Here is a 13,410-nt window from a genome sequence, read left to right as displayed (position 1 = left end):
CGCCTGGCTCAGTGGCTTGTCGGGCCGGGGCCTTCAGTCCGAACGCCGGGCATTGCGGTAGGCCGCCGGCGCCACGCCATAGACCTGCTTGAACTGGCGGCTGAGGTGGCTCTGGTCGGCGAAACCCAATTGTGTCGCCACTTCCAGGGGCAGGCAGCCATCGCGCAGCAAGGCCCGGGCCTTGGCGATGCGTTGTTGCATCAGCCAGGTATGGGGTGGAATGCCGGTCGCCCGGCGGAACACCCGGGCAAAGTGGAAGGGCGAGAGGTTCACGGCCGCCGCCAGCTCCTCAAGGGAAGGCGGTGCCGCCAGTTGCGCGCTCAGCAGTTCCTTGGCTTGGACGATGGCCCGGTGTTCCAGCCCCGGCTCACCGGGCGCCTTGACCCCTGCATGGCGGCGCAGCAGCAGGAGCATCATCTCGCGCCACAGGGTCTGCTGTTGCAGGGCGGTGGCGGGGCTTTCCAGCAGGTGATGCAACTGCGCGAACCCTTTCACCAGGTCCGGATCGCGGTACAGCGTGGCGCCAAAGGCCGGCAGGCTGCCGCTGGGCAGTTCCAGCTCGTCGAGCAGGCCGAGGATCTGCTGGTTGTCCGGGTAGAAGGCGCGGTACAGCCAGCCGTCTTCGGCGCCTTTGGCACCGGTGTGCAACTCGTCGGGATTGATCAGCACCAGGGTGCCGCTGCCCGCCAGGTGCTCGGCGCCGCGATAGCGGTAGCGCTGGGCACCGGCCATGATCATGCCGATCACATAACCGTCGTGCACATGGGGCACGAAGCGGTGTTCGATATAACGTGCCGCCAGAAGCTCGACCCCCGCCAGTGGCGCGGTCTGCCAGAAACGGATCGACTCGCGGTTGGGCTTATCCATGGCGGCCCAGGCTCGTCAACCACTGTGGAATGCGTCGCTCCAGGTAGTAGCCGGGGCGTTTCAGGCTGCCCTCGACAAACCCCACGTGGCCGCCCTTGGCCTGCAGTTCGAAGCGGGTGCTGGCGGACAGTTCACTGGCTTCGGGCAGGCTGTGGCGGAACACGAAAGGGTCGTCCGCCGCCTGGATGATCAGGGTTGGGGTGCGGATCTCCCCGAGAAAGTAGCGGCTGGATGCGCGACGGTAATAGTCCTGGGCATCGCTAAAGCCATGCAGCGGCGCGGTGACCCGGCCGTCGAAATCCCAGAAGGTACGCATCTTCTCCAGGGATCCAAGCTGCGCCAGGGTCGCCAGGCCATCATGGCGGCCGTCGTGCTGGAACTGGCGCTGCTTGTCCTTGATGTAGGCCAGCATCTCGCGCATGAAATGGGCCTGGTAGATCTTGGAAAACCCCTGGCCGATACGGTCGGCGCACTGGTCCAGGCGAAACGGCACCGATACCGCCGTGGCCCCTTGCAGCGGGCTGGCGCTGCCGCTTTCCCCCAGGTACTTGAGCAGCACGTTGCCCCCCAGGGAATAACCCACGGCGTACAGCGGTGCCTGGGGACGCAGGGTGCGCAAATGCTCGATGGCGGCTGCCAGGTCTTCGCTGGCCCCGGAGTGGTAGCTGCGGGGCAGCAGGTTGGGTTCGCCGGAGCAGCCGCGCCAGTTCAGCGCGGCGCTGGCCCAGCCCTGGGCGGCCAGGGCGCGCTGCAGGCCGGCCACATAGGGCGAGTTGGAGGAACCGGTCAGGCCATGCAGCACCAAGACCAGAGGGGCCTCGGCGCTATGAGGTCCGTGCCAGTCGAGATCAAGAAAGTCACCGTCCTCCAGCCACAGGCGTTCGCGCTGGCGTTCGAGGTGGGTGGTCGGGCGCCACAGTGGGCCCCACAGGGTCTGCAGGTGCGGGTTGCCCAGGCCAAAGGCGGGGGTGAAGCGATCTGGCGAGTCAGGCACGGGGAGGCTCTCGATGCAGCGGTGCGCAACCCGGGCGGGCCGCGCGCCTTGTTCCAGCCGGCTGAAGCACCGGCTCACGATCTGCTGGGTCTAGCTCATTTGGCGTTGAGCATGGCGTCGAAATGCGCATTTCGCGGCCTGAGCTGCGGGCGCTCAGGCATGTTTGCCTGGCCTGAGCGTCGCTGGCGGGATCGTGAGCCGCTTCTTAAGCGGCGTTGTCTGCCATACGTTGCCACAAGGAGTAATACACCTGCCCGGATTTTTGTTCACGGTGCAGGCGCCAGCTCCCCGGCAGGCCCAGGGTCGAAGGCGGGGTTTCGCTTTCGGTGTAGATCCAGGCGTCGTTGGCCAGCCAGCCGCGCTCTTCCAGCAGGGCGCAGGCCGCCGGCAGCAGGTTCTGGTTGAACGGCGGGTCGAGGAATGCCAGGTCGAACGGCGTTGCCGGCTGGGTTTCCAGGTAGCGCAGGGCATCGGCGGTCTGCGCCTGGCCGACGGTGCAGCGCAGGGTGCCCAGGTGCTCGCGCAGGCTGGAGATCGCTACGCTGCTGCTGTCCAGGGCCAGGCCCGTGGCGGCGCCACGGGACAGGGCTTCCAGAAATACCGCGCCGCTACCGGCGAACAGGTCGATGACCTTGGCCCCGGCCACATAGGGGGCGAGCCAGTTGAACAGGGTCTCGCGCACCCGGTCCGGTGTCGGTCGCAGCCCTGGCAGGTCGGGAAAGCTCAGCTTGCGGCTGCGCCATTCGCCACCAATGATGCGCAACTGGCCCACGCCATTGTGCTGGTTGTGGACGGGTTTCTTGCTGGGACGGGCTGGACGGGCCATCAGTGCTCCGGAACCCCGAGCGGCTGCTCGGCGGGTTTGTCAGTAGGGGGCGGCAACGGCTTTTGCGCAACGGTCGGACCGGCGCTGACGATGACCATCTTGTCGACGCTCAGGTGTTTGTTCATGGCGGCCTTGACCTGTTCCACCGTCAACGCCTGGGATTGACGCATGAAGTCTTCCAGGTAGCTCAGCGGCAGGTTGTAGAAGCCCATGGCGCCCAGCTGGCCGACGATATCGGCGTTGCTGGCAGTGGACAGCGGGAAGCTGCCGGCCAGTTCGCGCTTGGCGTCGTCCAGTTCCTTCTGGGTCGGGCCGTTCTGCAGGTAGTCGGCGAACACGTCTTGCACCAGTTTCAGGGTGCCTTCGCTCATTTCGGCGCGGGTCTGCAGGTTGATCATGAACGGGCCGCGGGCCTGCATCGGGGTGAAGCCGGAATAGACACCGTAAGTCAGGCCGCGCTTCTCGCGCACTTCGCTCATCAGCCGGGTGCCGAAACCACCCCCGCCGAGGATCTGGTTGCCCAGGGACACAGCGGCGTAGTCCGGGTCGTCACGGTCGATGCCCAGTTGCGCCAGCATCAGGTTGGTCTGGCTCGAAGGAAACTCGATATGGCCGATGCTGGCCTTGGGTTCTACCGGTTGCTCGACCTTCGCCAGGGCGGGGCCTTTTGGCAGTGCGGCGGAGACTTGCGCGGCAATCGCCTCGGCGTCGCTGCGCGAGAGGTCGCCCACCAGGGCAATCACCACATTGCCGGCGGTATAGGCCTTGGCGTGGAATGCCTGCAGTTGCGCCAAGCTGATGTTCGGAACGCTCTTGGCATTGCCTTCGCTGGCATGGGCATAGGGATGGCTGCCGTACAGGCGCTGCATCAGTTCCAGGCTGGCCAGCTTGCCAGGGTTCTGCTTCTGGTACTCGAAGCCGGCGAGCAACTGGTTCTTGATCCGCGCCAGGGAGTCGGCAGGGAAGGTCGGCTTGCCCACCACTTCGGCGAACAGATCCAGCGCCGGCTGGCGCTTATCCACAGCGCTGAGACTGCGCAGCGAGACCACGGCCATGTCCTTGTAGGCGCCGTTGCCGATATCTGCCCCCAGGCTTTCAAAGCCCCGGGCGATGGCGCCCACATCCTTGCCGGCCACGCCCTCGTTGAGCATGGCGTTGGTCAACAGGGCCAGCCCGGAGGTGTTGCCGTCCTGGCTGCTACCGGCGGAGAAGATCAGGCGCATGTCGAACATCGGCAACTCGCGGGCCTCGACGAACAGCACCTTGGCGCCTTCGGCGGTGTTCCAGGTCTGTACGTCGAGGGTGCGGTGGGCCGGCGCCTTGCCATCCAGCTCGGCCAGCGATTGCAGCTTCTGGCTGGACTTGGCGTTGTCCAGGGCCTGGCTGGCATCGGACTCGCCGGAGCGCGACAGCAGGTAGAGGCCGCCTGCGGTGAACAGGGCGACCAGCGCCAGGCCCAGCAGGACTGGCGAAGCATTCTTGCGCTTACTCATGAGCGGACTCCTCAGGCAGTACATGGGCCACGCTCATACGCTCCCGGGTGAAATAGGTGCGGGCGGCCTTCTGGATGTCTTCCGGGGTCACGCTTTGCAACTCGGCAAGCTCGGTGTCCATCAACTTCCACGACAGGCCGACGGTTTCCAGCTGGCCGATGGTGGTGGCCTGGCTGGTGATCGAGTCGCGTTCGTAGACCAGCCCGGCGATGACCTGGGCCCGCACCCGCTCCAGTTCCTCGGCGGACGGCGGGGTGGCCTTCAGTTGATCCAGCAGGCGCCACAGCCCGGCTTCGGCCTGGGCGATGGTTTTCTTCTTCTGGCTGTTGGGGGTGGCCGAGAGCAGGAACAGGCTGTCACCGCGGCTGTAGGCGTCGTAGCTGCTGGAACCGTTGGACAGCAATTCTTCACCGCGCTCCAACTGGGTCGGGATGCGTGCGCTGTAGCCGCCATCCAGCACCGCGGCCGCCAGGCGCAGGGCGTTCACCGAGCGCTTGTCCTCGGCGGTGGCGATGCTCGGTACGTTGAAGGCCAGCATCAGGCTCGGCAACTGGGTCTTCACGTGCAGGGTGATCAGGCGCTCGCCGGGCTCGGCCAGTTCCAGCGGGGTCTTCGCGGGCGGTACCTCACGTTTGGGGATCGCGCCGAAGTAGCGCTGGGCCAGGGCCTTGACCTCGTCCGGGGTCACGTCGCCAACCACCACCAGGGTGGCGTTGTTGGGCGCGTACCAGGACTGGTACCAGTGGCGCAGCTCCTCGACCTTCATCCGGTTCAGGTCGGCCATCCAGCCGATGGTTGGCGTGTGGTAGCCGCTGGCCGGATAGGCCATGGCCTTGAAGCGCTCGTAGGCCTTGGACATCGGCTTGTCGTCGGTGCGCAGGCGGCGTTCTTCCTTGATCACTTCGATCTCGCGGGCGAACTCGTCGGCCGGCAGGCGCAGGCTGGCCATGCGGTCGGCTTCCAGCTCCAGGGCCACGCCCAGGCGGTCGCGGGCCAGCACCTGGTAGTAGGCGGTGAAGTCGTCGCTGGTGAAGGCGTTTTCTTCGGCGCCCAGGTCCCGCAGGATCAACGATGCCTCACCGGGGCCAACCTTCTCGCTGCCCTTGAACATCATGTGCTCCAGGGCGTGGGACAGGCCGGTCTGGCCTGGGGTTTCGTAGCTGGAGCCGACCTTGTACCAGACCTGGGACACCACCACAGGTGCGCGATGATCTTCGCGGACCACGACCTTGAGGCCGTTGTCCAGGGTGAATTCGTGGGTGGGTTGGGGGTCGGCAGCCAGGGCTGCAAGGGGCAGACAAACTGTGCTGAGCAGCAGGCCTGCGGCGCGGCGGGCTAGAGCATTCATTCGTTTTTAAACCTGTTGAGCTGCCCGCTTGGTCTTAGCCTGCGCGGGCGAGGAGGTGCTAGGATACTGATCCGTTTTACTGGCGGCCACGCCTATCAGGTTCTCGCGGATCAGGATGTACTTGAGCAGGTTGTATGGGTTACCGGCAAGAAGCGCTGTTTTATCCGCTAAACTTCGCTCTTTCGCCGATTTTGCCGTTCTAGTCCTAAGTAAAATCGATCGTTGAAGTGCTTTTGGGCATTTCGACAACATGTTGCGCGTGAACAAGCTGGGCTAAATACAGTCTGTTCTGCATCGAATATTTATTTACCGAAGCGCCCTATGGCGCATCGCTACCTTGAGATAGCCGTCTCCATGTTTGGTTCCAACGACGACAAAAAGACCCCAGCCCCGGCTGGCGAGAAGAAAGGCCTGTTCGGATGGCTGCGCAAGAAACCGCAGGAAGCCGTCGTCGAGCAGCCCCCCGTTCCTGTTGAGCCGGCTCCGGCACCAGTTGCTGAGCCTGCTGCGAGTGTTTCCCCGGCGGTGGAGGTCGCTCCGGCCGCACCTGTGGTGCTGCCGCTAGCCGAGCCGATTCTGCAGCCTCAGGCCGAGCCCGAGCCGGCACCGGTTGTTGCGGCCGAGTTGCCGCTGACCCCGAGCCCCGAACACAAGCCCTGGCTGACCCTGCCGGTGGCGGAAGAGCCGGTGGCCTTGGTGGAGGATGCCCAGGCGGAGCATGTGACGCCGCCGATTCCGGCCGTGACCGCCAGCCCTGAGCCAATCGTTGCAGGGCCGGTGATTTCCCCGGCCCCTGTGGTCGAGGAACAGGCACCGGTAGCGCCGGCATTCACCGCCCCCGAGCCTGTTGCTCCTGCTCCTGCTCCTGCTCCTGCTCCTGTCGCGCAAGCGCAAGTCGAGCCAGTAGCCGCTGCGCCGGAAGCCGAGCCCGTTGTCGAGCCTGCTCGCAGCGAGGAAGCCAAGGTCGGGTTCTTCGCCCGTCTCAAGCAGGGCCTGTCCAAGACCAGCGCCAGCATCGGCGAAGGCATGGCCAGCCTGTTCCTGGGCAAGAAGGCCATCGACGACGAGTTGCTGGAAGACCTGGAAACCCGCCTGTTGACCGCCGATGTCGGGGTCGAGGCCACTTCGGTAATCATCCAGAACCTGACGCAGAAGGTTGCGCGCAAGCAGTTGACCGACTCCGATGCGCTGTACGCCTCGCTGCAGGCCGAACTGGCCGGCATGCTCAAGCCGGTGGAGCAGCCGCTGAAGATTGTCTCCCAGAACAAGCCGTTCGTGATCCTGGTGGTAGGCGTCAACGGTGCCGGCAAGACCACCACCATCGGCAAGTTGGCGAAGAAACTGCAGTTGGAAGGCAAGAAGGTCATGCTGGCCGCCGGCGACACCTTCCGCGCCGCGGCGGTGGAGCAGCTGCAGGTGTGGGGCGAGCGCAACAAGATCCCGGTGATTGCCCAGCACACCGGCGCCGACTCGGCCTCGGTGATCTTCGATGCGGTGCAAGCGGCCAAGGCGCGCAATATCGATGTGTTGATCGCTGACACCGCCGGCCGCCTGCACACCAAAGACAACCTGATGGAAGAACTGAAGAAGGTGCGCCGAGTGATCGGAAAGCTCGATGCCGACGCGCCCCATGAGGTGCTGCTGGTGCTCGACGCCGGTACCGGCCAGAACGCCATCAACCAGGCCAAGCAGTTCAACCAGACCGTGGAATTGACCGGCCTGGCCCTGACCAAGCTCGACGGTACGGCCAAGGGTGGGGTGATCTTCGCCCTGGCCAAGCAGTTCGGCTTGCCGATTCGTTACATCGGTGTGGGTGAAGGCATCGATGACTTGCGTACTTTTGAAGCCGAACCCTTTGTCCAGGCACTGTTTGCCGAGCGGGAGCGTTCATGATTCGTTTCGAACAGGTCGGTAAGCGCTATCCCAACGGCCACGTCGGCCTGCATGAGCTGAGCTTTCGCGTCCGTCGCGGCGAATTCCTGTTTGTCACCGGCCACTCCGGTGCCGGCAAGAGCACCCTGCTGCGCCTGCTGCTGGCCATGGAGCGCCCGACCACCGGCAAGCTGCTGCTGGCCGGCCAGGACCTGGGGCAGATCAGCAACGCGCAGATCCCGTTCCTGCGGCGGCAGATTGGCGTGGTGTTCCAGAACCACCAACTGTTGTTCGATCGCACCGTGTTCAACAACGTAGCCCTGCCGTTGCAGATTCTCGGCCTGTCCAAGGCGGAAATCGCCAAGCGCGTGGATTCGGCCCTGGAGCGCGTGGCGCTCTCGGATAAAACCGATCTCTACCCCGGCGACCTGTCCACCGGCCAGCAACAGCGCGTGGGCATCGCTCGGGCCATCGTTCATCGTCCCGCTTTGCTCCTGGCGGACGAACCCACCGGTAACCTCGACCCGCGTCTTGCGGCGGAAATCATGGGCGTGTTCGAAGATATCAATCGCCTGGGCACCAGCGTGCTGATCGCCAGTCACGACCTGGCCCTGATCGCCCGCATGCGCCACCGCATGCTGACCCTGCAGCGCGGCCGATTGATCGGCGACGGGGAGGCAGGCGTATGAGTGCTACACGTACCCCTAAAGTCGCTGAGCGCGTAGCGCCCAAGGCCTCCGAAGCACCACCGCCGAAGAAAAAGCGCGACGAAGACGACGGCCCGGATTTCGGCACCCTGCTGCACGCCTGGATCGAGAGCCACCGCGCCAGCCTGCTGGACAGCCTGCGGCGCCTGGGCAAGCAGCCCATCGGCAGCTTCTTTACCTGCCTGGTGATGGCCGTGGCCCTGAGCCTGCCCATGGGCCTGTCGTTGTTGCTCAACAACGTCGAGCGCCTGGGCGGTTCCTGGCAGCGCGCGGCGCAGATCTCGCTGTATTTGGCGCTGGATGCCAGCGCCACCGAAGGCGAGAAGCTTCGCGAAGAGATCAAGGGGCTGCCCGGCGTGGCGGATGCCGAGTTCATCAGCAAGGAAAAGGCCCTGGAAGAGTTCCAGCAGCAGTCCGGGCTGGGCGAGGCGCTACGGGAGCTGCCCCATAACCCATTGCCGGGCGTGGTGCTGGTAACGCCGAACGAGGTGGACAAGGCAACGCTGGAAGCCCTGCGTCAGCGCTTGGCGGAAATGCCCAAGGTGCAGCTGGCACAGCTGGACCTGGTGTGGGTCGAGCGGCTGGCGGCGATCCTCAAGCTGGGGGACCGCTTTGTCTTCGGTCTGACGGTGTTGCTGGTTTCTGCATTACTTTTGGTGATAGGCAATACCATTCGTCTTCATATTGAAAACCGCCGCACCGAGATAGAAGTGATTAAACTCGTCGGCGGCACGGACAGTTATGTTCGTCGGCCCTTCCTCTATATGGGCGCGCTGTATGGTTTTGGCGCGGGGATCCTGTCCTGGGGAGTGCTGGCGTTCGGCCTGGACTGGCTGAACGATGCGGTAATCGGCTTGGCCGGCTTGTATGGCAGTGATTTTGCCCTCGCCGGTGTCCCGGTTGCCGATGGTCTGTCGCTCTTGCTAGGGGCGGTGCTGTTGGGTTATATCGGTGCGTGGATTGCGGTGGCCCGCCACCTGAGGGAGCTGGCACCGAAGTAATGTCTTTTTGCTTGTATTGACCTTTCAGCATTTATGGGAACTTGTTTCGCGGTTTCCGGTCAATTTTCGCAGTGCTGAATGGCACGAGTTATGTGAGTCGGAGGTTTTTTCGTATGACCACTTCTTTGCAACCTGCTTATGCATTGGTTCCAGGCGCAAACCTGGAGGCTTATGTACACACGGTGAACAGCATTCCATTGCTGACCCCGGAGCAGGAGCGTGAACTGGCCGAGAGTCTCTACTATGAGCAGGATCTTGAGGCGGCTCGGCAGATGGTGCTCGCCCACCTGCGTTTTGTCGTACATATCGCCCGCAGCTATTCCGGCTACGGGCTGGCCCAGGCCGACCTGATCCAGGAAGGCAACGTTGGCCTGATGAAAGCCGTGAAGCGTTTCAACCCCGAGATGGGTGTGCGCCTGGTGTCCTTTGCGGTGCACTGGATCAAGGCGGAGATTCACGAGTTCATCCTGCGTAACTGGCGGATTGTGAAGGTTGCGACCACCAAGGCGCAGCGCAAGCTGTTCTTCAACCTGCGCAGCCAGAAGAAGCGTCTGGCCTGGTTGAACAACGAGGAAGTCCATCGCGTGGCCGAAAGCCTGGGCGTGGAGCCTCGCGAAGTGCGCGAGATGGAGAGTCGCCTGACCGGTCAGGACATGGCCTTCGATCCGGCTGCCGAAGCGGACGACGACAGTGCATTCCAGTCTCCGGCCAACTACCTGGAAGACCATCGCTACGATCCTGCGCTGCAACTGGAAGATGCGGACTGGAGCGACAACTCCAGCAGCAACCTGCATGAGGCGCTGGAAGTGCTGGACGAACGCAGCCGGGACATCCTCTACCAGCGTTGGCTGGCGGAAGAGAAAGCGACGCTGCATGACCTGGCGCAGAAGTACAACGTTTCGGCTGAGCGGATCCGCCAGCTGGAAAAAAGCGCGATGAACAAGCTGAAACTGTCCATCGCCGCCTAAGTGTCAGGCACCACGCAAAACGCCCCGAGATGATCGGGGCGTTTTTGTTTGTGCGGCTGCCGTAGGAGCCGGCTTGCCGGCGAATCCCCGGCCCGTCACCCGTCTCGAACATGCTCGAGAAGAGCGGGTACAAAGCCGATTCCGACTCACTCAGCCCAGGGCGCCCTGCGCGACTCGTTCAGCCGATTCAGGTAGTCCGCTCCGCCCAGCTGGCTCATCTGCCGACGGATCCAGCCGGCCCGTTGCAGGACGTAGGTGCTGGGGCGCGCTGCGCTCCATACCCGCGGGTTGGGCAGGACCGCAGCCAGCAGGCTGGCCTGTTGCCGGGAGAGATTGGCGGCACTGACGCCGAAGTGATGGCGCGCAGCCGCTTCGGCGCCGAACACGCCTTCGTCCCATTCGACGCTGTTGAGGTAGACCTCAAGAATCCGCTGCTTGGGCCAGAGCACCTCGATCAGCGCGGTGAACCAGGCCTCCAGGCCTTTGCGCAGGTAGCTGCGGCCGGACCACAGGAACAGGTTCTTCGAGACTTGCTGGCTCAGGGTGCTGGCGCCACGGATCGAGCCGCCGCGTTCGTTGTGGGCAAAGGCCGCTTGAATCGCGTCAAGGTCGAAGCCCCAGTGATCGGGGAACTTCTGATCCTCGCCGGCGATGACCGCCACCTTGAGGTTGTCGGAGATTTCATCCCAGGGTTTCCAGGTGCGTTGCAGGTCGATGGGGTCGTTGTCGACCCAGGACTCGATCTTGCGCTCCACCATCAGGGCAGTGCCCGGTGGCGGCACGAAACGCAGCACCAGTACCAGCAGGACACTGCCGACCACGAACCACATCAAGGCTTTTACAAGGCGACGAAACAGAAAACGCAGCATAGAGATGGCTTGGCCGAACCCGTTGAGCGCGCCATTATACAGACCCTTTGTGCTGAATCTGACTGGAGTTCCTCATGTTGCGTGGCTTCCTGATGCTGGCCGCCTTCTTCGGTTTCACCGGGGTTGCCCTCGGCGCCTTCGCCGCCCACGGCCTGAAAAACCGCCTGAGCACGGAGTACCTGGCTATATTTCATACCGGCGTGACCTATCAGCTGGTGCATACCCTGGCGCTGTTCGGCGTCGCCCTGCTGGCGGCGCACATTCCCGGGCGCCTGGTGACCTGGGCCGGCGGAGCCTTCATCCTGGGCATCCTGCTGTTCTCCGGCAGCCTGTACCTGCTGACCCTGACCGGCATCAGCAAGCTGGGCATCATCACCCCCTTCGGCGGTGTGGCCTTCCTGGTCGGCTGGTTCCTGCTGGGGCTCGCCGCCTGGCGCCTGCAAGTCGCCGCCTGACGCTTGTAGCTGACCTTTAGGTCATGATCGGGCTAGAATGCTGGCCCCTAAAAATGATGGCGGCCTTGGCATGCGCATTCAGTTGAACGGTGAATCCCTTGAACTGCCCGACGGCTCGACCGTTGCGGCCCTGCTGAGCCATCTGGAACTGACCGGACGGCGGATCGCGGTGGAACTCAACCTGGATATCGTTCCGCGCAGCCAACACGCCGAAACTATCCTCAACGAGGGCGATCAGGTGGAAGTGGTTCACGCCATCGGTGGCGGCTAGTCACTGGCGTCAACCGCGCTGCTGCTAATCTGCGCAGCGCCCTGGCCCGATTCCGGGCCCTCTCATGGACGACAGGCGTTCACCGGCCCCGGATCGAGGGTCACCAGCGCCCCGGGCCTGATACAGAATTCTGCAAGAACCTCACCCCAACAGAGGATTTCCGATGAGCAACGTTCGTAGTGACAAGCCTTTCGTCCTGGCCGGTCGGACGTACCAGTCGCGTTTGCTGGTAGGCACCGGCAAGTACCGTGACATGGAAGAAACCCGCCTGGCCATCGAGGCCTCGGGTGCCGAGATCGTCACCGTCGCGGTGCGCCGGACCAATATCGGCCAGAACCCGGGCGAACCGAACCTGCTGGATATCCTGCCGCCGGATCGCTACACCATCCTGCCCAACACCGCCGGTTGCTATGACGCGGTCGAAGCCGTGCGCACCTGCCGCCTGGCCCGTGAGCTGCTCGATGGCCACAACCTGGTGAAGCTGGAAGTGCTGGCCGACCAGAAGACCCTGTTCCCCAACGTGCTGGAAACCCTCAAGGCCGCCGAAGTGTTGGTCAAGGAAGGGTTCGACGTGATGGTCTACACCAGCGATGACCCGATCATCGCTCGCCAGCTGGCGGAAATGGGCTGCATCGCGGTCATGCCCCTGGCCGGCCTGATCGGTACTGGCCTGGGGATCTGCAACCCGTACAACCTGCAGATCATCCTCGAAGAAGCCAAGGTCCCGGTGCTGGTGGATGCCGGTGTCGGCACCGCGTCCGATGCCACCATCGCCATGGAGCTGGGTTGTGAAGCGGTGCTGATGAACTCGGCCATCGCCCACGCGCAGCAGCCGGTCATGATGGCCGAAGCCATGAAACACGCGATTGTCGCGGGCCGCCTGGCCTACCTCGCCGGTCGCATGCCGAAGAAACTCTATGCCAGCGCCTCCTCGCCGCTGGATGGTCTGATCAAGTAAGAGCCATTGATGACTGAATCAAACGACACGCCAATCCAGCCGGAAGAAGGCGACGAGCGCCAACACCGCCGTATCAAGAGTTTCGTGATGCGCGCCGGGCGCATGACCGAAGGCCAGCAGCGCGGCCTGGACCAGGGTGCACCGCTGTACGTGCTGCCCCTGGCCGATGCCCCGGTGGATTACGACCAGGTGTTCGGCCGTTCGGCGCCGCGCTCCCTGGAGATCGGCTTCGGCATGGGCCACTCGCTGCTGGAAATGGCCGCGGCGGCTCCGGAGCAGGATTTCATCGGTGTGGAAGTTCACCGTCCGGGTGTTGGCGCGCTGCTCAACGGCGTGCTGACCCAGGGCCTGACCAACCTGCGGGTCTACGATTGCGACGCCATTGAGGTGCTCAACCGTTGCATCGCCGACAACAGCCTGGATCGGCTCATGCTGTTCTTCCCCGATCCCTGGCACAAGAGCCGGCACCACAAGCGCCGTATCGTCCAGGCGTCCTTTGCCGAACTGGTGCGCAGCAAGCTCAAGGTCGGCGGCATTCTGCACATGGCCACCGACTGGGAGCCCTATGCCGAGTACATGCTGGAAGTGATGAACGTTGCCCCGGGTTATCGCAACCTGGCCGAAGACGGCAAGTGCGTACCGCGCCCGGCCGAACGCCCGATCACCAAGTTCGAACGTCGTGGCGAGCGCCTGGGCCACGGTGTGTGGGACTTGAAGTTCGAAAAGCTCGCCTGAGCCACGCAAACCCGCGGTTGTAGGAGCTGGCCGGGCGGCGTTCCGC

Annotated in this window: 14 protein-coding genes; 8 read left to right on the top strand and 6 right to left on the bottom strand. The window is 63.9% G+C overall.

Annotated elements, in window-relative coordinates; translation table 11 throughout:
* Nucleotides 1-33: 33 nt before the first annotated feature.
* The 5 genes from ACZ5BO_RS33095 to ACZ5BO_RS33075 form a co-directional block, all read right to left on the bottom strand.
* On the bottom strand, nucleotides 34-867 hold the full coding sequence (locus tag ACZ5BO_RS33095) for an AraC family transcriptional regulator (protein WP_025131016.1): 834 nt from the start codon (nucleotides 865-867) through the stop codon (nucleotides 34-36).
* A complete protein-coding gene (locus ACZ5BO_RS33090) occupies nucleotides 860-1,861 on the bottom strand; it encodes a hydrolase (protein ID WP_025131017.1) in 1,002 nt (333 codons plus the stop codon). Before ACZ5BO_RS33090 ends, ACZ5BO_RS33095 begins: the two co-directional genes overlap by 8 nt.
* A gap of 205 nt (nucleotides 1,862-2,066) precedes the next feature.
* Nucleotides 2,067-2,687: a 16S rRNA (guanine(966)-N(2))-methyltransferase RsmD gene (gene rsmD, locus ACZ5BO_RS33085; RefSeq protein WP_025131018.1), complete on the bottom strand. Its 621-nt coding sequence runs from the start codon at nucleotides 2,685-2,687 to the stop codon at nucleotides 2,067-2,069.
* The gene (locus tag ACZ5BO_RS33080; protein WP_025131019.1) at nucleotides 2,687-4,180 is read right to left on the bottom strand and encodes a M16 family metallopeptidase; all 1,494 of its coding nucleotides are present in this window, start codon (nucleotides 4,178-4,180) and stop codon (nucleotides 2,687-2,689) included. The genes rsmD and ACZ5BO_RS33080 overlap by 1 nt, the downstream gene beginning before the upstream one ends.
* Entirely contained in the window at nucleotides 4,173-5,528 is a 1,356-nt protein-coding gene (locus ACZ5BO_RS33075; RefSeq protein WP_464697531.1) for a M16 family metallopeptidase, read from the bottom strand. The genes ACZ5BO_RS33080 and ACZ5BO_RS33075 overlap by 8 nt, the downstream gene beginning before the upstream one ends.
* Nucleotides 5,529-5,882: 354 nt before the next feature.
* Between ACZ5BO_RS33075 and ftsY the strand changes: the two genes are divergently transcribed.
* The 4 genes from ftsY (at nucleotide 5,883) to rpoH (ending at nucleotide 10,076) form a co-directional block, all read left to right on the top strand.
* Nucleotides 5,883-7,421: a signal recognition particle-docking protein FtsY gene (gene ftsY / locus ACZ5BO_RS33070; protein ID WP_464697530.1), complete on the top strand. Its 1,539-nt coding sequence runs from the start codon at nucleotides 5,883-5,885 to the stop codon at nucleotides 7,419-7,421.
* Nucleotides 7,418-8,089, top strand: a complete 672-nt coding sequence (gene ftsE, locus ACZ5BO_RS33065) for a cell division ATP-binding protein FtsE (RefSeq protein WP_011064030.1) — start codon at nucleotides 7,418-7,420, stop codon at nucleotides 8,087-8,089. The genes ftsY and ftsE overlap by 4 nt, the downstream gene beginning before the upstream one ends.
* On the top strand, nucleotides 8,086-9,108 hold the full coding sequence (ftsX, locus tag ACZ5BO_RS33060; protein WP_025131022.1) for a permease-like cell division protein FtsX: 1,023 nt from the start codon (nucleotides 8,086-8,088) through the stop codon (nucleotides 9,106-9,108). The genes ftsE and ftsX overlap by 4 nt, the downstream gene beginning before the upstream one ends.
* Before the next feature lie 113 nt (nucleotides 9,109-9,221).
* Nucleotides 9,222-10,076, top strand: a complete 855-nt coding sequence (gene rpoH, locus ACZ5BO_RS33055) for an RNA polymerase sigma factor RpoH (protein WP_025131023.1) — start codon at nucleotides 9,222-9,224, stop codon at nucleotides 10,074-10,076.
* A 146-nt stretch (nucleotides 10,077-10,222) separates the two neighbouring features.
* Here the strand turns inward: rpoH and mtgA are convergent, their stop codons facing one another.
* Complete coding sequence (gene mtgA, locus ACZ5BO_RS33050; RefSeq protein ID WP_025131024.1) at nucleotides 10,223-10,945, bottom strand: monofunctional biosynthetic peptidoglycan transglycosylase; 723 nt, start codon at nucleotides 10,943-10,945, stop codon at nucleotides 10,223-10,225.
* A gap of 74 nt (nucleotides 10,946-11,019) precedes the next feature.
* On the opposite strand from mtgA, the gene ACZ5BO_RS33045 reads away from it, so the two are divergent.
* From ACZ5BO_RS33045 to trmB, 4 genes are all read left to right on the top strand, one after another.
* Nucleotides 11,020-11,400, top strand: coding sequence for a DUF423 domain-containing protein (locus ACZ5BO_RS33045; protein WP_025131025.1), 381 nt, complete (start codon nucleotides 11,020-11,022; stop codon nucleotides 11,398-11,400).
* A 70-nt stretch (nucleotides 11,401-11,470) separates the two neighbouring features.
* Nucleotides 11,471-11,671, top strand: coding sequence for a sulfur carrier protein ThiS (thiS, locus tag ACZ5BO_RS33040; protein WP_043274661.1), 201 nt, complete (start codon nucleotides 11,471-11,473; stop codon nucleotides 11,669-11,671).
* 163 nt (nucleotides 11,672-11,834) lie between these two features.
* A complete protein-coding gene (locus ACZ5BO_RS33035) occupies nucleotides 11,835-12,629 on the top strand; it encodes a thiazole synthase (protein ID WP_011064024.1) in 795 nt (264 codons plus the stop codon).
* A gap of 9 nt (nucleotides 12,630-12,638) precedes the next feature.
* Complete coding sequence (trmB, locus tag ACZ5BO_RS33030; RefSeq protein WP_025131027.1) at nucleotides 12,639-13,364, top strand: tRNA (guanosine(46)-N7)-methyltransferase TrmB; 726 nt, start codon at nucleotides 12,639-12,641, stop codon at nucleotides 13,362-13,364.
* Nucleotides 13,365-13,410: the final 46 nt, after the last annotated feature.

The sequence above is a fragment of the Pseudomonas sp. FFPRI_1 genome, assembly GCF_055384485.1.
The sequence above is the reverse complement of the archived record's forward strand: the minus strand, read 5'-3'. Positions and strand labels throughout refer to the sequence as shown.

What these genes read in the sequence shown, in the direction of transcription:
- ACZ5BO_RS33095 (WP_025131016.1), bottom strand. Translation starts at nt 867, where the DNA reads ATGGATAAGCCCAACCGCGAGTCGATCCGTTTCTGGCAGACCGCGCCA.
- rsmD (WP_025131018.1), bottom strand. Translation starts at nt 2,687, where the DNA reads ATGGCCCGTCCAGCCCGTCCCAGCAAGAAACCCGTCCACAACCAGCAC.
- ACZ5BO_RS33080 (WP_025131019.1), bottom strand. Translation starts at nt 4,180, where the DNA reads ATGAGTAAGCGCAAGAATGCTTCGCCAGTCCTGCTGGGCCTGGCGCTG.
- ACZ5BO_RS33075 (WP_464697531.1), bottom strand. Translation starts at nt 5,528, where the DNA reads ATGAATGCTCTAGCCCGCCGCGCCGCAGGCCTGCTGCTCAGCACAGTT.
- ftsY (WP_464697530.1), top strand. Translation starts at nt 5,883, where the DNA reads ATGTTTGGTTCCAACGACGACAAAAAGACCCCAGCCCCGGCTGGCGAG.
- ftsE (WP_011064030.1), top strand. Translation starts at nt 7,418, where the DNA reads ATGATTCGTTTCGAACAGGTCGGTAAGCGCTATCCCAACGGCCACGTC.
- ftsX (WP_025131022.1), top strand. Translation starts at nt 8,086, where the DNA reads ATGAGTGCTACACGTACCCCTAAAGTCGCTGAGCGCGTAGCGCCCAAG.
- rpoH (WP_025131023.1), top strand. Translation starts at nt 9,222, where the DNA reads ATGACCACTTCTTTGCAACCTGCTTATGCATTGGTTCCAGGCGCAAAC.
- mtgA (WP_025131024.1), bottom strand. Translation starts at nt 10,945, where the DNA reads ATGCTGCGTTTTCTGTTTCGTCGCCTTGTAAAAGCCTTGATGTGGTTC.
- ACZ5BO_RS33045 (WP_025131025.1), top strand. Translation starts at nt 11,020, where the DNA reads ATGTTGCGTGGCTTCCTGATGCTGGCCGCCTTCTTCGGTTTCACCGGG.
- thiS (WP_043274661.1), top strand. Translation starts at nt 11,471, where the DNA reads ATGCGCATTCAGTTGAACGGTGAATCCCTTGAACTGCCCGACGGCTCG.
- ACZ5BO_RS33035 (WP_011064024.1), top strand. Translation starts at nt 11,835, where the DNA reads ATGAGCAACGTTCGTAGTGACAAGCCTTTCGTCCTGGCCGGTCGGACG.
- trmB (WP_025131027.1), top strand. Translation starts at nt 12,639, where the DNA reads ATGACTGAATCAAACGACACGCCAATCCAGCCGGAAGAAGGCGACGAG.